Here is a 16,140-nt window from a genome sequence, read left to right on the forward strand (position 1 = left end):
GATTCGTACATCTTCTATCGCCGTTCTCCGTAAAGGCAGGCCATGCACCTCCTACTGAAAGTCAATCTTTCCCTGGCTGCGGTGTTTTGTGCCGGCTTGACGATAACCGGCCTGATCAGCAAAAACGTATTGCAAGAAAACGCGAAGCGTGAAGTGATGAGCCACGCCAGCCTGATGATGGAAGCGGCATTGGCGGCGCGCAGCTACACCAGTGCGGAGATCAAGCCCCTCCTGGAAGCGCGGCTCCACAAGGAATTCCTGCCCCAGACGGTGCCCTCGTATGCCGCGACGCAGAGTTTCTCCAGGATGCAGGCGGCGTTCAAGGAGTACAGCTACAAGGAGGCGACGCTGAACCCGACCAATCCGCGCGACCGCGTGGTGGAGTGGGAGGCCGACGTCGTGCGTAACCTGCGCGATCATCCCGACCTGAAGGAAGTGGTGGGCGAGCGCGCGACGCCGACCGGTCAATCGCTGTTCCTCGCGCGGCCGATCCGGATCAGGGACGCCCAGTGCCTGGCCTGCCATAGCGTGCCATCCGCCGCGCCAACGTCCATGCGCGCCCTGTATGGCGACGCCAATGGATTTGGCTGGAAACTCGGCGAAACAGTCGGGAGCCAGATCGTGTCGGTGCCGCTGGCTGTGCCCATGGCGCAGGCTGACCGCGTGTTCAATGTGATCATGACCGGGATGGTGGCGACCTTCGCCGGACTGCTGCTGGTCGTCAATCTGGTCATCTATCGCTTTATCCTGCGCCCCATGCGCAGGATCACCCGGATCGCCGACGCAGTCAGCGCGGGGAAGGCGGAGGTGGAACCGTTCGACATCCGGGGCAACGACGACATCGCGGTGCTCGGCAACGCCTTCAACCGCATGCGCCGCAGCCTTGAAAAAGCCATGGCGATGCTGGGCTGAGCGGGGACAGGATGGCACACGACGTCTTTCTCAGTCACTCGCACTTCGACAAGGTATTCGCCGACGCGATTTGCCACAGCCTGGAAGCGCACGGCATCCGATGCTGGGTGGCGCCGCGCGATATCCGGCCCAGCGAGGACTGGGCCGAAGCCATCATCGACGCCCTCGATACGGCGCGCGTGCTGGTGCTGGTGTTTTCGTCGAATTCGAACAGCTCTCCGCAGGTGCGCCGGGAAGTCGAGCGGGCCGTGAACAAGGGCCTGCATATACTTCCGCTGCGTATCGAGGACGTGCCCCTGTCCAAGAGCCTGGAATATTTCATCAGCACCCAGCACTGGCTCGACGCGATCGATGGTGAGTTCGGCTTCCATCTGGGTCAGTTGCGCGACTGCCTGTCCGTGCTTCTCGGGCGTCCGCCAACGGGGCCGGACACGTCTGCAGACCTGACGTCCGCTGCGCCAAGGCCACCGCAGCGCCTGCCGGCGCCCGTGCCGGCTGCCGCCGCCATCGACAGCGCCGTGCTCGAAAGGATCGAGGGCCACCTGGCCAGGCTGATCGGTCCGATTGCGAAGGTGCTGGTGCGGCGCATGGCGCCCGCGGCGGCCGGGCCGGCGGAACTCATTGCCAGGCTGGCCGATGAAATCGACGATGCGGCTGAGCGCAAGTCCTTCATCGTGCGCTGCCAGGGCAGATATGAGTGAGCGCAGGCGCTGCGTCAGCACATCTGCGGGTCGGGCGCCACGGCAAGCAGGGGGAATGCAGATGCGCGAATTTCATTCGGCCGGAGCGGGCGGCGGTGCGCCTGCGCTGCTCGGCGAACCCGGCGTTGTGCGCGTCCAGAAGCGTGCCATGCGCGTCATGGTCCGTTTCGCCACGCAGCCGGAAACGATCCACACCCGCGAGGGCCCGGTCCGCGCCCGCGCCGGCGACGCCGTCGTGAGCGCGCCGACCGGCGAGCAGTGGCCGATCGAGCGCGCAGCCTTCGAGCAGCGTTACCGGCCGGCGGGCCCGCCTGGCGCCTACGACAGCGTGCCGCGCCCATCGCTGGCAGTCCGGATGACCGATCCGTTCGCGGTCGTGCTTGGCGACGGGGTGTCGCGCCTGTCCGGCCAGCCGGGCGACTGGCTCCTCGACTATGGCGACGGCCACTTCGGTATCGTCGGCGCCGAGATCTTTGCCGCGACCTACACCATGCTCGACTAGGGATTTATGGCATTTCATCAGCGTATCCAGGCACTGCTGCTCCTCGGCGTGCGCTTTCCTGCGGCGGCTGAACTGCCGGCCGTGGCTCCGCCAGCGGCCATCGCCGACCTGGTGAGCGCGATCGCGCCTGCGCAGGAAGCCAGCAACAACTGTGCGATCAGGTCCGGCAACCGCTATCGCAGCGCATTCTGGGGGCTGTATCTGCTGAGCGCCATGGCGGTGCTGTGCGCCGTGATGCCCCTGGCCCTCGGCTGGGACAACGGACGGCATGCCATGCATGCCTGGGCACCGTACTGGGCGGTGCTGGAAGTGGTCCTGATTGCCGTGCTGGGATTGCTGTATCGGCGCGGGCACCGCCAGGACTGGCAAGGACAGTGGCTGGCCAGCCGCACCGAGGCCGAACTGGCACGCTACCTGCCGCTGGTGGCGCCGCTGGCCGTCCCTGCGCATGCAGGCACCTCGCCCAGCTGGTATGCCCGGCTGGGAGCAGGCGCGCTGCATGTTTCCGACAGCCCGGCGATCAACGCATTGTGCGCCCGCCACGAGCCCGCCGTCGCCGCCACGCTGCGCGGCGCATGGTCGAGTCCCGCTTTTGTCGGGCAGTACGTGGACTGGGCCGTCGCCCAGTTCGACGCCCAGCGCGGTTACCACGACCACCTGGCGCTACGCAGCGAGGCCCTGATGCACCGCGTTCACAAGATCAATGCCTGCCTGTTCGTCCTGACGCTGGGGGGCGCGCTTGCTCACCTCGCCGTGCATTCGATGTGGCTGTCCTTCGTCACCATCTTCTTCCCCTCGCTCGGGGCGTCGCTGCATGGCGCGCTGGCGCAGACCGAGTCCTACCGCCTGGCCGCGACGGCGCGCCGGCTCTCCGCCGAGCTGGGGCAGAGCAGGGCGGCCATCATGGCCGCCCATGCCGAAGGCGACGAGGCCAGGGTACGCGCGGGCATCGAGGGCGGCTTGGGCCTGATTCTCGGTGAGCACCGCGACTGGCATATGCTCGTGCGTCCGCACCATCTGCCGCTGGGCTGAAGCCCCGGGTATGCCGCCAGGCGGCCTTACCGGGTATCCTCATCGGTCCGTTCAGCGGACTGGCGCGACATCGATCCAGTCTGCTGGGCCGACGCCAGCCGGACCGGCGCGTGCACCGCGTTCTGGCGCAGGACCGAATGCGGCTGGGTGCCCGGGCGCGCAATCGATGGCCGTCTCGTACCCGGCGCCAGGTCGCTGGGCCGGTTCAGGCCCGTGGCCACCACCGTCACGCGCATGGCGTCGTCCAGCGTGTCGTCGAAGACCGCGCCGAACTTGATAATGGCGTCCTCGTTGGTCTGGGCGCAGATCGTGTTCATGACGAGCTTGGTTTCACGCAGCATCAAGGTTTCCTCGGAAGCGGCGATGTTGACCAGCACCCCGCGCGCGGCGCGCAGGTTGGCGCCGTCGAGCAGCGGACAGGCGATGGCCTCCTCGGCCGCCCTGGCGGCACGGTCGTCGCCGGCGTGCTGGGCAGTGCCCATCATTGCCATGCCGGTCTGGCGCATCACCGTGCGCACGTCCTCGAAATCGACGTTGATCATCCCCGGTACGGCGATGATGTCCGCGATGCCGGTGACTGCCTTGCTGAGCACCTCGTCGGCCGCGGCGAAGGCCTGTTTTTGCGTGACGTCCTCACCCAGTACTTCCTCGAGACGGCTGTTGAGGACAATGATGAGCGAGTCGACGCAGCGTGCCAGCGCCGCGATGCCTTCCTCGGCCACGCGCATGCGCCGCGGGCCTTCGAATTCGAAGGGCTTCGACACGACGGCGACGGTCAGGATGCCCAGCTCGCGCGCCACTTCGGCGACCACGGGGGCGGCGCCGGTGCCGGTGCCGCCGCCCATGCCGGCGGTGATGAAGACCATGTCGGCGCCCTTGAGCGCCTCGGCGATGTGGTTGCGTTCGCGGGTGGCGCTTTCGCGTCCGACCATCGGGTCGCTGCCGGCGCCCAGGCCGCTCTCGCCGAGCTGGATGCGTTGTTCGGTACGGGTATTCGACAGGGCTTGCGCGTCCGTATTCGCGCAAATGAATTCGAAGGTGGACAGTCCGGAGGATGCCATATGGTTGACGGCGTTACCGCCGGCACCGCCGACACCGATGATTTTGATGACCGTCGCCGGGGTGGGAATTGTAGATTCGGACAAGGAAGACTCCGTTTGAAGAAATAGCGTTCGGCCGGCCGCGCACCTGCCGCGCACCAGCTGCGGCACGAGGTGACGCATGCCGAGCCCGTTAGACTACTTGCTGAGGCGCGCACGATAAAGCCTGTAAACGATTCAATCGAAACCATTTGTAAGAGCCCGTGCAATCATCGCGAAAGGCTGGCAGGCCGGCGGGGCAACCGCATTGCTTGACAATTCGATCATCCCTGACCACAATCGAACGACCGTTCGGTTTTCCTTCTTAAAGGGTCGCCATGACAAGTTCGACCGCAGTCGCCCACCGCATCTGCCCCTTCTGCGAGGCCAGTTGCGGCCTCGAACTGGACCTGGAGGAGGGCCGCGTCGTCCGCATTCGCGGCGACCGCAATGACGTGTTTTCGAAGGGCTTCCTCTGCCCCAAGGCGGTCGGCCTGAAGGACCTGCACGACGACCCCGACCGCTTGCGCCTGCCCCTCATCAAGCGCGACGGCAAGTTCGTCGAAGCCAGCTGGATGGAGGCCTATGCGGAAATCGAGCGGCGCCTGCCGCCGATCATCGCGGCCGGCGGACCGGACGCGGTGGCGACCGTCCTCGGCAACCCGGTCTCGCACAAGATGAGCCTGATGCTCTACTTCCCGCGCCTGGCCAGGGCGCTCGGCACCCGCAACATGTTCTCGGCGTCGAGCGTGGACCAGGTGCCGAAGATGCTGTCCGTCGGTCTGATGTTCGGCAACTGGCTGTCGGTTCCCGTCCCCGATATCGAACGCTGCGACTTCCTGCTGATCCTCGGCGCCAACCCGATGGTATCGAACGGCAGCCTGTGGACCGTGCCGGACTTCCGCGGCAAGGCCAAAGCACTGCGCGCGCGCGGCGGCAGGATGGTCGTGGTGGACCCGCGCCGAACCGAGACCGCCGAGGTGGCCGATGCCCACCATTTCATTCGTCCCGGCGCCGATGTCTTCTTCCTGCTCGGCATGGTGCATGCCCTGTTCGACGAAGGGCTGGTGCGGCCGGGCCGCCTGGCCGAGCACTGCAACGGGTTCGAGGAGCTTGCCGCGGCGGTCCGGGACTACGCGCCCGAACGCGTTGCCGCGCGCTGCGGCATCGATGCCGCCACCATCCGCAGCCTGGCCCGCACGCTCGCCACTATGCCGCGCGCCGCCATCTACGGCCGCATCGGCACCTGCACCCAGCAGTTCGGCACCCTGTGCTCCTGGCTGATCGATGTGATCAATGTCCTGACCGGCCACCTGGACGAGGAGGGCGGCGCCATGTTTCCCAAGGCCGCGGCATTCGCGGCCAACACGCGCGGCAAGCCGGGCGCCGGCCGCGGGGTCGTCAGCGGACGCCATCGCTCGCGAGTGTCGGGTGCCGTCGAGGTGGCGGGCGAGCTGCCGATTACCTGCCTGGCCGAGGAAATCGATACACCCGGCCCGGGACAGGTCAAGGCGCTGATCGCGATCGCCGGCAATCCGGTGCTGTCAAGCCCCAACGGCCCGCGCCTGGCCGCCGCACTGGACGGGCTGGAGTTCATGGTCAGCCTCGACATCTACCTCAACGAAACCTCGCGCCACGCCGACGTGATCCTGCCCGGACCGTCACCGCTGGAGGACGCGCACTACGACGTCAGCTTCACCCAGTTCTCGCACCGGAATCACGCGCGCTACAGCCCGCCGGTGCTCCCGCGCCAGCCCGGCCAGCCCGACGAGTGGGAAAGCCTGCTGCGCATCGCCGCGATCGCGCAGGGGCAGGGCGCCGACGCCGATATCGCGGCGCTCGACGCCGCCTCGCTGGAACAGGAGCTCGACAAGTTGTTCGGTCCGGCCGCCGCGCAGGTGATGGCGGCGCTGGCCCCGCAGCGCGGGCCGGAGCGCCTGCTCGACCTGGCGCTGCGCACCGGCCCTTACGGCGACGGGTTCGGCCGTATGCCCGCCGGCCTCACACTGGAGAAGATCAGGCAGGCGCCGTCCGGTATCGACCTGGGACCGATGACCCCGCGCATCCCGGAAGCCTTGCGCACGCCGTCCGGCAAGATCGAACTGGCCCCGCCGATGCTGCTCGATGACCTGGCGCGCGTGGCGGCGGACCTCGCGGCGCCCGCACCCGATCTCGTGATCGTCGGCCGGCGCCAGCTGCGCTCCAACAACAGCTGGATGCACAACCTCCCGGCGCTGGCCAAGGGCGCCTACCGCTGCACGGCGCTGGTTCATCCGGTCGACGCCGCCCGGCTCGGCCTGTTTGACGGCGGCATGGCGCAACTGCGGAACGGCGCGCGCCGCATCGACGTCCAGGTGGAAGTGAGCGACGAGATGATGCCCGGCGTGGTCAGCCTGCCCCATGGCTGGGGCCATGACCTGGACGGAACCCGTCTTGGCGTGGCGGCCGAACGGCCCGGTGTCAACCTGAACGCGCTGCTCGACGAGAACCTGCGCGACCCCTTGTCGGGTAACGCAGTCCTGTCGGGCGTGGCGGTAGAGATGGCGCCGCTCTGAGGCGCCATCTGCCGGAACCGAATCAGGCTCGCGCCGCGACCACGGCCGGCTGTCTCCCTAACACGAGAAAACCGAAGGCCGTCGCCAGCACGTACATGCTGGCGGAGTAGATCGCCGCCGGTACCATCAGCTTGAAGTCGCCCAGCACCGATACCGCGACAAAAATCGCCAGCGTCGAGTTATGGATGCCGATTTCGTAGCCGATCGCGATCGCATTCGGCTTGTCCAGCCCCATGAGGCGCGGCACGTAGTAACCGAGTCCGAGGCTGATTGCGTTGAAGGCAATGACGGCCAGTCCGATCGAGGCGAACGAAGCGGTCAGCGAGGTCCACTCCTTGGCCATGGCGATCAGTGCCAGCGCCGCCAGCACCACCATCGAAAAGGCCTTCATGGGTTTTTCCGAGCGCGCGGCAAACGCCGGCGCCCGGCTTTTCACGAACATGCCGATCACCACCGGCACCAGCACGATGCCGATCACCTCGATCACTTTACCGGTTTGCATGGGCACGACCTGGCCGGTCCTGGCGAAGGTATTGATCGCAAAGTTGCCAATGAGGGGCAGGCTGACGATCGACAGCACCGTATTAATGGCCGTCAGCGAAATATTCATTGCGACGTTGCCGCCAAAAAGATGGCTGTACAGGTTTGCCGATACGCCGCCCGGTGAGGCCGCGAGCAGCATCAGGCCGACGGCGTACACCGGCGACACGTCCAGCGCCACGATCAGGCCGTAGCAGACCGCAGGCAGCACCAATGCCTGCAGCACGAGTGCCAGCACCACCGGTCTGGGATGGCCGAGCAGGCGGCGAAAGTCGGCAAGGGTGAGCGACAGGCCCAGTCCGAACATGATCAGGGCGAGTGCGCCGATCAGCAGGGTCGGTAACAGCGTGATAAAACTGCTCATTCATGTCTCCTTGTTGTTGGTATGGGAAAGAACAAATCACACGAACCAGTAGAGCGAGCGAGCCGGCCCGTCCCTCGGCCCGCCATCGGGGACGCAGGCGGGGTGAGGGAAGGGCCGTCGCGCGCGCCCGGGTCAGGACGGGTTAGGTCAGGTAGCTGTCGTCGACGCGCTTGAGCTTGCGTAGCAGCGCAGGCCAGGCGAAGGCTCCACCCATTCCCGAGGTCTGGGCCCTGAGCGCTTCGGCGGCGCTGCCCAGGATCTCGGGTGCGATCATTCCCAGTTCGGCGCCGCCCGATTGTGCGGCCAGCTGGATCTGGCACGTGCTTTCGAAGGTGTACATCGACAGGAAGGCATCGGGGATGCTGGCGCCGACCGTCAGCAAGCCGTGGTTGCGCAACATGAGGAAATTGGCCATGCCCAGGTCGTCCTGCAGGCGCGGCTTTTCGGCATCGTGCAGCGCGACGCCTTCGTAGTCGTGATACGCGAGCGAGGCGAGAACGAACATCGATTGCTGGGATATCGGCAACACGCCATTGCGCTGGGCGCTGACGCCCACCCCGGCGCGGGTATGGGTATGAATCACGCATTGCGCGTCGTCGCGCACGGCGTGGATGGCGCTGTGGATGACGAAACCGGCGCGGTTGACCGGCAAGGGCGACTCGGAAAGCTTGTTGCCGTCCTGGTCGACCTTGATCAGGGACGATGCGGTGATCTCGTCGAACATCATTCCGTAGGGGTTGATCAGGAAGTGGTGCTCGGGCCCGGGCACCCGGGCACTGATATGCGTGAAGATCAGGTCGCTCCAGCCGTACATCGCAACGAGCCGGTAACAGGCGGCCAGATCGCATCGCAGTTGCCACTCGTCGGCGCTGACCTGGTCTTTAAGAGAAGGGATATGCATGCGGGTTTCTCCGGTGATGTGGGTTCAGGCCGATTGTTCGGCAGGCGTATCCGTCTTATAAATACTGCGGCGCGGCTTGGCGAATACGCGGCGCAGCATCGGCTCGAATTCGGAGAGCGGCAGTGTTTCCGCCTGCCTGTCGAATGCCGGCGCGTCGTACAGGTCGCAGAATTCGGCCGTGTAGTCGTAAAACTGGTGGCCCGCGAACTGGTCGCGCATCTCGCGGTTCAAGCCCAGGTGATGGAAGAAATAATAGCCCTGGAATACGCCGTGGTTCTGCACCATCCAGTGATTGGCGTCGGTCACAAAAGGTTTCAGGATGGCCGCCGCGATATCGGGGTGATTGAAGCTGCCCAGTGTGTCCCCGATATCGTGCAGCAGTGCGCAGACCACGTATTCCTCGTCCCGCCCATCCCGCAAGGCCCGGGTCGCGGTTTGCAGCGAGTGCGTATAGCGGTCGACCGGAAAGCCGCCGTAGTCGCCCTCGAGGATCTTCAGGTGGGCCATGATGCGGTCGGGCAGGGCTTTTGTATAGGGCACGAATTCCTGGCCGATCAGCTGCCAGTCTTCCCGGGTACTGTCCTTCATGTTGCTGAAACTTGCGCGCAAGTTCATGGTTGTCGTCTCCTGTTTCTTGTTCTGGAAAGAACCGCTGTGGTTCTCTACCGATGGTATGACAGGTAGCGCTTTGAGGTTGTAATTTTTTTATTCAGGGCGCCACGAATGCTGCGGCGTCTGGCCCGGCACCAGCACCGTACGCTTCCCATCCTCGCCGGGGGCGGACAAGATATCGCCCTCCATGCTCTCCAGTAGCCGGCACGCGTGTCCATAGCCAATGCGCAGGTGCCGCTGAACCAGCGAAATCGACGCACGCTGGCTACGTATCACGAGCGATCGGGCGGCGCCATACAGCGGATCGCGCAACGCTTCCTTTCCTTGCCCCGGCGCCTCCGGATCGGCAGCTTGATCCGGCAGCGCATCGTCGGCGCCGGTGCCTTGCCGCGCAAGTTCGGCTGCGTCGAACTGTCCGAAGGCAAAGATGTCGACTTCGAATGCGCCGTCTTCCAGGGCACTTTCGGATCCGATCGACATCGTGATCGCGGCGCGTGGATGGACCCGGGCACGGACCAGATGGATCGCTTCCTTGATTTCGCTGCCGCCTATCGTTGTCGAGGCAGCGCGGATGCCGACGCAGACGCCATGCGCGGCGCGCAGACCCGGGCCTCGGGAATCGGCCTGCCTGATCGCCTCCAGGGCCGCAAGCGAGGCACGCGTGCCGCCCGTAGCGTGTCCGCATCCGAAACGAACTGCAGCCCCGCGCGAAGTTCCCAGGATGTGGCTGACGTCGTCCCAGTCGCAACCGACCGGCTGGTCCTGTCCGTCGCGTCTCAGTATTGTCCGGAGCAGGCGGCTCACTAGCTGCCGGCGCCGTCCCCGCGTCACGGCCACCACGGCATCGAAGGCGGCCTCGAGTTCGCCCCGGTGCGTTTCGTCCGGCGCGACCGGCCCGTCCTCGATCTCGACGACGGCAAGGCGCAGCGCGCCGCCGGTGTGCCGCCTTGCGATGCGTACCGCCTGCGCGCTTGCCGCAGCGTACGCAAAGGGGCCAGCGGCGATCACCAGGATCGGGGTGCCGCTGCGTGCCGGCGCCTGCACGGGGATCATCTCCGGCGCGGCGGCATGGCCATCGGCGCCGACCTCGTGGAGTTCGACGAAGCTGCCTGCAAACGGTCCGTTCCCCTTCATACGGATGACGGATGCAGGAGCGCTTCAAGTGAGCAGTGCGCGAGGAAACAGTCCGCCATTGCACGCGACACGCGGGCGTGCTCGTCCTCCACCCTGGCGAGCGCTTGAGCCAGCAAAGTGCGCGCCGCGTCGGTACCGATGTCGAAGGTCTGGTGGACGTGGAGATTCTTTTCTCCGAGATCGTGAATCCGATCCGGCGGTTCCGGATCGGTCTTCAGGATGCTCCTTTCGAGCGTCCGGCCGTCGGCCGACACACGGCCCGGGCAGTAGTCCGAGCGGAATACCTGGTACCACTCGCTTTTCGGATGAAGGTGCGCACGCATTCGCTGCCGCAGCTGCTTGTCCTCGATGACGGTCAGCGTGTTGCGCGACATGTGCCACAACCGGTCCACGATCGATCCCTGCGCTTTGCCGAGGTCCGCAAACGCGTCGTCCACCGCTTCGGCCTGCCCGGCGACCGGGCGCGGTTCTGCCGCGAACCCGGCAACCTTCCCGAACAGCGGTTCGTCGGCGAACACGGTCCTTGTCCCCCGGAGACGCCACGCCATGCGGTCCATGTCGACGTACAGCAGGTAGTACGATGGCCAGTGCCATCTTGTCTTGTCGGGACTCGCGAGCAGCGCGAGGATGAACTGGTGGAGGTCCCGTACTTCGCGGAGTATCTCGTCTGGCGCTGTGTGCATCATCGTCCTGGTCGGGAATGAGTCGATCGAATTCAGTCCGGGGATTCGCCACGCAGGCGCGGCCCCCAAAGAAAGCGGGGCAGCGACAGGCGCAATTCGTCGTCGGTCTGGTCAGGGACCCCGCGCAGGTCGAGCACCCATTCGCGTACCACGCTGCCGGAGACGATCTCGAGATGGATTTCGTCGTCGGTGAACGTGTGGGGCGGGTAGCCGGTGCGCCGTATGGGTCCACGGGTACCCCGGAGCATCCCGCTGAACCAGGTTGCCGCCAGCGGCGTATCGGGCCGGCCGAACAGCTGCGCGAGCAGGTCCTCCACCGGCGCCTTGAGTTCGGTGAGATACAGTACGCGGCCGCTGTCCCGTTCCGCCACCTCCCAGGTGGCGCGGTAACCGTTGGAGCATCCTGGCCAGGGGCGAAAGCGGGGGCGGGGCGACAGCGACGCCAGCCAGTCGTTGAGCGGGAAGGACTGGAGCGAATAGACCGTGCCGTCGAGGTGCAGGTGCTCCGCGAAATCGTAGCTCATCGGGCGCCCTCCGGCCCCCAGGCCAGCCCGGCCAGTGTCCGCAGCAGTTCCGCGTCGGCGGGGGTGATGCCTTCGTGCCCTGCGGCCGCCTCGGTCACGCGCCTTGCATCCAGCCTGTCCCCGGCGTCGCGCAGGTCCGCGCCGGCCGGGCGCACTCCCTGCCGGAGCAGGAAGACGAGCATGTCGGCGCGCTCTGCCACCAGGTCGGACTCGTCCGAGTAAAGATCGTGCGGCCGCGAAGCGAGCGCGGTACGGAACGCGAGGCTGCCTGCGGCCTGCAGGTCGGCGCCGGCGGCAAGCAGCATCCGGACGGTGGTGGCATCCAGCGAGGCGACACCGGCAAGCAGTGCCGCGCCACCGTCGGCATGCACGTTCGCGCCATGCCCCAGCAGCCAGGCAACTGCCTCTTGCGCCATGTTCCTGGCGGCGGCCGCGAGGGCGCGGGCGCCGTCGGCGCGGATGTCGGCCCCTTGGGCCAGCAGGAAGTCGAGCATGTCGGTGTTGTCGGCGGCAGCGGCGGCCGGCAGCGCCACCGTGAGCATGTCGGCGCACGCCAGGCCGCCTTCCAGCAACCGAAGCAGGATGTTCTGGTAGTCGTGGTTGGTGCGCCCGGGCGTGAGATGGCCCGATTCAGGCAGGAAGCGGCTGTGCACGCCCTGTGCGGGCGTCAGGATCGCTGCGTGGCCATCGGCCCGCGGGTCGGCGCCGTGCGCGAGCGCCCGTGCGACGCCTTCGGTATCGGCGTGGCGGCACGCCATCTCCAGGTACCGGTTCCAGAACGCGGCGCGCCAGTCGTCTGCGCGTGTGCCGTCGTGGCCGAAGGTTTCGCGCAGGCCCGCGAGGCGGCCCGCGATGAAGGCGCCGAGCCAGGCATCGGATGTGGCGACCGGCAGGGCCGGGCCGTTGTCGCTAACCGCGGCGGCGACCGCCTCGGGCCAGGGCGCGTCGAGTTCGTCGATCTGCTCTTTCAGGAGGCCGACGGCGAGCCGGAAGTCGAAATCGAATGCGGAGCCGCATGCCAGCACGGCCGCCAGCTTCAGGCAGGGCGCCAGTGCGCTGGTGCCGAGAAAAGACAGCATGGCATCCTCGTAGCGCGGAACGTTGTGGAACGGCGCCATCTGGCTGCGCTCGAGCAGTTCGTGCCAGTTGCCACGAATGTCGTCGAGCGTGCTGCAGTGTTCGAGGGGCAGGTACCAGCGGAGATCGGACATGTTGTCGGGTCCTGGAAAGGGATGGCGCGGCCGCCACAGGCAGCGGCCACTGAAACGGGAACATGATAGGCCGGCGTGGCGACAACGGATGTCGCAGCACGGCCGGCGCGCGGGAACTCATGGTTCGCGGCCTCGATCGATGATGGGGTATTTCATTATTATTGCCTACCTGAAACAAAATGTCATCGTATCAATTCGCCGCGCGCCGCCGTGCCGCAACGGTTGCAGCCCGTGCGGCAGGGCAGGCCGCCAGCCTGGCAGGGATTCTTCCCGGGGCGGCTCAGGCGGATGCGGAGCAGCGTGACAGGAAAGCGCCGAACAGTTCGCGCAGCAAGGGGATGCGGTGGTTCAGGCGATGGTCGCCCTGCACCAGGTGCAGGGTACAGCCGCGCAGGCGTGCGTAGCGGATCGCGTGCTCGCAGGGGATGAGGTCGTCGTCCCAGCCGTGCACGATCTCCGCATGGGTGGCCAGCAGGGCCGGGGCCTGGGTCGGATAATCCGGCATGTACACGGCGGGGGCGAGCAGGAACACGCCGTGCGCGTCGAGCCAGGCCGACGCTTCCGCCGCCACCCAACCGCCCATGCTCGATCCCACCAGCAGCAGCGGCCGGTCGAGGACGCTGCAGGCCTTTCTCAACTGTTCCAGCCGCAGTGCCGGATCGGCGGTGTGCGTGTAATCGAGGCTGGCGACGTCCCAGCCCTGCTGCCATGCCACCGCCGCCAGTGCCGCGATCTTGGCGCCGGCCGGCCCGCTTTCCTTCCCGTGCACGAAGTGGATCAATCCCTTGTTCATCGGCGTGCGCGCGCTCACAGGCAGGCGATCAGCGAGGCCAGGATGTTGCCGTGGCCGACCGTGTGCAGGCGCGCGTCGCGCGTGCTGTCGGTACGCGGGTCGTAGTAGCCGACGATATGCAGGCGCGCATCCCTGGCGGTCTGCCTGCCGTCGGCGGCGGTGTCGATGTAGCCGGCGGTGTGGTGCCGTGCATCGGTCAGTGTCTGTCTTGTCATGTCGGGCTCCGTGCCGTTGATCGGGTGGCCAGTGTAGCGACGGGGGGCGACAGGCGACGTCGCAGCGCGCCTGCGACGGTCCTTGTCGCGCCACGCCGGCAGACTGTCGAGCTGGGAGGCAGACTATATTTCTTATTGGAAATATTTTTGCTAAGATGGCAGTTTGAACACACGCACGGCCGCCAACCGGCTGCCTGATCGCACATGCCTGCACTGATCCAACACATCGACGCGATCGCGCGCACGAAAGGGCGGGGCGCCCGCGACGTCGAATCCCTGCGTTTCGCTGCCCCGGCGCTTGCCCATGCGACGGTCGAGGCCGCGCATGTCGAGGCCGCGCATCTCGAGGCGGCTTTGCGGGCGCGCCGGGCGGAGCTGTCCTGATGGCGACCAACCAGCAATCGCTGCTGCGCCAGTGGCACATGCTGCGCATGGTGCCGCGGGCGCCGCTCAAAGTGTCGGCCAGGGACCTGTGCGAGCGCCTGTGCGCGGCCGGCTTCGAGGTCGCCAAGCGCACGGTCGAGCGCGACCTGAAGGAACTGTCCGAGGTGTTTCCGATCGTGGTCGACAGCCGTGACAAACCCTATGGCTGGAGCTGGCTGCGCGAAGCATCGAGCTTCGACCTGCCCGGGCTGAGCCTGCCCGAAGCGCTGACGCTGGCCCTGGTCGAGCAGCACCTGCAACACCACCTGCCGCCGAGCGCGGTCGATGCGCTGCGCCCGCACTTCCAGTCGGCCGCCCGCACGCTGTCGGCGGTGGACGACGCCTCGCCCCCGCGGGCCTGGCTGAACAAGGTGCGCAGCGTGCCACCCCAGCAGCCCTTGCTGCCGCCGCGCATGGACGACGAATGCCAGCGCCTCGTGTACCTCGCCCTGATGCAGGACCGCCAGCTCAGGCTCCACTATCGCAAGCGGGATGCGGACGTGGCGACGGTGTATCCCGCGGTGCACCCGCAGGCCGTGGTGCAGCGCGGCGGCCTGGTCTACCTGGTGTGCATGTTCGGTGACTACGACGATGTCCGTACCCTGGCGCTGCACCGGGTGCAGCAGGCCGAGGTGTCGTACGAAGCGGGGCGCCGCAAGCCCGGTTTCGACATCGACGCCTACATCGCATCCGGGCAGTTCGGGGTGATCGCGGGTGCGCCGATCACGCTGCGCGCGGTGTTCAGCCGGGCTGCCGGCGAACACCTGTTCGAAACGCCGCTCAGCGCCGACCAGGTGCTGACCGCCGACGACGCCGGATGCCTGCACCTGGCGGCCACGGTACCGAATACCCGATCGCTGGTGTGGTGGCTGCTCGGCTTCGGGGACGGGGTGGTGATCCGGGAGCCAACGAGCCTGCGCGAGGAACTGGCCGGCATTGCGCGGCGCATGACGGCGGCCTATGCCTGAACCAGCGGAAAACCGCGCCGACCGTGATCTACGACAGCCGGGTGGCGGGAGCGCTGGCATGGTTCGTCGCCGCCTGGGCCGGCCAACGGCCTGTCCCCGCTAGCTTGCGCTTTCCCTGCATGGCGGCCAAGGAGGATCCGGGCGCGGCGCGGCGCAAGCTGCGCAATCCTCGGCCAGGCCCGGGCGGGTTTCCGCTGCTGGGTGCGCGGCCACGTGCGCACGCAAAATGGAACCTGCGCGCAAGCTGGATCCTCCGGGCGGTCCTGGAAGCGAATCCCGGCACCGTCTTCGGCTCGGGCACGGCCGCGAGCCGCCGCCTCGAGGCCGCACTCTTCATGTGGGGCTACGATCTTACGCCGTCCACGGCAGCCGGCGCCGCTCCCCTGGCGCTGCGGGCAGCCTGTCCGCGCATGGCCTGAAACCGTCCATCTGGCCGAGCGTTTTGCGGGGGACGATTTCGTGAAAGCGAACCGGCATTTCATGGCTTGCGTGCTGTCGCCTGGTTTGCTATAGTGCGTCTCCTGCTTTTGCAGCGCAGGAAAACTCAACGACATCAGTTGCTTGAGTTGGCAACTTCCGAGAAGTTGGATGCGCTGTAGAAAACGATGAGTTGACGACGAGCGCGAAACACTGCATAATCTCGCTTCTCTGCTGCTGACGAACAAAACGATTCGCAGAACACAGCAAGGCAGTACCGAATAAGTTCTTTAACAATTAACAGTCGATAAGTGTGGGCGTTTGATGAAGGTGCCAAGAGCTTCGGTTCTTGATTACTTAAATTATCAAATGTTCACAAAAAAGAAATACGTTGTCTCAGCAATGAGATGACGGTCAGTATTTTGAGTGAGCGACCCGCTAGCAATAGCGGTGACAGAAATGTCAACAAACAGAGATTGAACTGAAGAGTTTGATCCTGGCTCAGATTGAACGCTGGCGGCATGCTTTACACATGCAAGTCGAACGGCAGCACGGGGGCAACCCTGGTGGCGAG

The 16,140-nt window shown here is 66.3% G+C and carries 18 protein-coding genes and 1 rRNA gene; 9 read left to right on the top strand and 10 right to left on the bottom strand.

Annotated elements, in window-relative coordinates:
* The first annotated feature begins 42 nt into the window (after positions 1–42).
* The 4 genes from ACI48I_RS08880 (at position 43) to ACI48I_RS08895 (ending at position 3,147) form a co-directional block, all read left to right on the top strand.
* Entirely contained in the window at positions 43–912 is an 870-nt protein-coding gene (locus ACI48I_RS08880) for a Tll0287-like domain-containing protein (protein ID WP_498573946.1), read from the top strand.
* Between the two features lie 11 nt (positions 913–923).
* On the top strand, positions 924–1,613 hold the full coding sequence (locus ACI48I_RS08885) for a toll/interleukin-1 receptor domain-containing protein (protein ID WP_498573947.1): 690 nt from the start codon (positions 924–926) through the stop codon (positions 1,611–1,613).
* A gap of 61 nt (positions 1,614–1,674) precedes the next feature.
* Positions 1,675–2,115, top strand: a complete 441-nt coding sequence (locus tag ACI48I_RS08890) for a PGDYG domain-containing protein (protein WP_498573948.1) — start codon at positions 1,675–1,677, stop codon at positions 2,113–2,115.
* Between the two features lie 6 nt (positions 2,116–2,121).
* Positions 2,122–3,147: a hypothetical protein gene (locus ACI48I_RS08895; RefSeq protein WP_498573949.1), complete on the top strand. Its 1,026-nt coding sequence runs from the start codon at positions 2,122–2,124 to the stop codon at positions 3,145–3,147.
* Positions 3,148–3,173: 26 nt separating this feature from the next.
* On the opposite strand, the gene ftsZ is transcribed toward ACI48I_RS08895, so the two are convergent.
* Positions 3,174–4,292, bottom strand: coding sequence for a cell division protein FtsZ (gene ftsZ, locus ACI48I_RS08900; protein WP_498573950.1), 1,119 nt, complete (start codon positions 4,290–4,292; stop codon positions 3,174–3,176).
* A 272-nt stretch (positions 4,293–4,564) separates the two neighbouring features.
* Between ftsZ and ACI48I_RS08905 the strand changes: the two genes are divergently transcribed.
* Positions 4,565–6,781, top strand: a complete 2,217-nt coding sequence (locus tag ACI48I_RS08905; RefSeq protein ID WP_498573951.1) for a molybdopterin-dependent oxidoreductase — start codon at positions 4,565–4,567, stop codon at positions 6,779–6,781.
* A gap of 22 nt (positions 6,782–6,803) precedes the next feature.
* Here ACI48I_RS08905 and ACI48I_RS08910 read toward each other — a convergent pair whose 3' ends face one another.
* From ACI48I_RS08910 to ACI48I_RS08950, 9 genes are all read right to left on the bottom strand, one after another.
* The gene (locus ACI48I_RS08910; protein WP_498573952.1) at positions 6,804–7,685 is read right to left on the bottom strand and encodes a bile acid:sodium symporter family protein; all 882 of its coding nucleotides are present in this window, start codon (positions 7,683–7,685) and stop codon (positions 6,804–6,806) included.
* A gap of 142 nt (positions 7,686–7,827) precedes the next feature.
* On the bottom strand, positions 7,828–8,586 hold the full coding sequence (locus ACI48I_RS08915; protein ID WP_498573953.1) for a class II aldolase/adducin family protein: 759 nt from the start codon (positions 8,584–8,586) through the stop codon (positions 7,828–7,830).
* Positions 8,587–8,610: 24 nt separating this feature from the next.
* The gene (locus tag ACI48I_RS08920; protein WP_193685540.1) at positions 8,611–9,201 is read right to left on the bottom strand and encodes an HD domain-containing protein; all 591 of its coding nucleotides are present in this window, start codon (positions 9,199–9,201) and stop codon (positions 8,611–8,613) included.
* Positions 9,202–9,291: 90 nt separating this feature from the next.
* Positions 9,292–10,332 carry a DNA translocase FtsK gene (locus tag ACI48I_RS08925; protein WP_498573954.1) on the bottom strand — a complete coding sequence of 347 codons (1,041 nt, stop codon included), beginning with the start codon at positions 10,330–10,332 and terminating at the stop codon, positions 9,292–9,294.
* The gene (locus tag ACI48I_RS08930) at positions 10,329–11,018 is read right to left on the bottom strand and encodes a hypothetical protein (RefSeq protein ID WP_498573955.1); all 690 of its coding nucleotides are present in this window, start codon (positions 11,016–11,018) and stop codon (positions 10,329–10,331) included. The genes ACI48I_RS08925 and ACI48I_RS08930 overlap by 4 nt, the downstream gene beginning before the upstream one ends.
* 29 nt (positions 11,019–11,047) lie before the next feature.
* The gene (locus tag ACI48I_RS08935; RefSeq protein ID WP_193685542.1) at positions 11,048–11,539 is read right to left on the bottom strand and encodes a hypothetical protein; all 492 of its coding nucleotides are present in this window, start codon (positions 11,537–11,539) and stop codon (positions 11,048–11,050) included.
* On the bottom strand, positions 11,536–12,750 hold the full coding sequence (locus ACI48I_RS08940; RefSeq protein WP_498573956.1) for an ankyrin repeat domain-containing protein: 1,215 nt from the start codon (positions 12,748–12,750) through the stop codon (positions 11,536–11,538). Before ACI48I_RS08940 ends, ACI48I_RS08935 begins: the two co-directional genes overlap by 4 nt.
* A 280-nt stretch (positions 12,751–13,030) precedes the next feature.
* Positions 13,031–13,543 (bottom strand): YqiA/YcfP family alpha/beta fold hydrolase, encoded by a 513-nt coding sequence (locus ACI48I_RS08945; RefSeq protein ID WP_193685544.1) that lies wholly within the window; start codon positions 13,541–13,543, stop codon positions 13,031–13,033.
* A gap of 14 nt (positions 13,544–13,557) precedes the next feature.
* Positions 13,558–13,758, bottom strand: coding sequence for a hypothetical protein (locus ACI48I_RS08950; RefSeq protein WP_498573957.1), 201 nt, complete (start codon positions 13,756–13,758; stop codon positions 13,558–13,560).
* A 204-nt stretch (positions 13,759–13,962) separates the two neighbouring features.
* Here ACI48I_RS08950 and ACI48I_RS08955 point away from each other — a divergent pair, with 204 nt between their 5' ends.
* The 4 genes from ACI48I_RS08955 to ACI48I_RS08970 form a co-directional block, all read left to right on the top strand.
* Entirely contained in the window at positions 13,963–14,142 is a 180-nt protein-coding gene (locus ACI48I_RS08955) for a hypothetical protein (protein WP_498573958.1), read from the top strand.
* The gene (locus ACI48I_RS08960; protein WP_498573959.1) at positions 14,142–15,149 is read left to right on the top strand and encodes a helix-turn-helix transcriptional regulator; all 1,008 of its coding nucleotides are present in this window, start codon (positions 14,142–14,144) and stop codon (positions 15,147–15,149) included. The genes ACI48I_RS08955 and ACI48I_RS08960 overlap by 1 nt, the downstream gene beginning before the upstream one ends.
* Before the next feature lie 104 nt (positions 15,150–15,253).
* Positions 15,254–15,568, top strand: coding sequence for a hypothetical protein (locus ACI48I_RS08965; protein WP_498573960.1), 315 nt, complete (start codon positions 15,254–15,256; stop codon positions 15,566–15,568).
* 476 nt (positions 15,569–16,044) lie between these two features.
* Positions 16,045–16,140, top strand: a 16S ribosomal RNA gene (locus ACI48I_RS08970); the annotation flags it as partial.

Source organism: Massilia sp. LXY-5 (genome assembly GCF_059801075.1).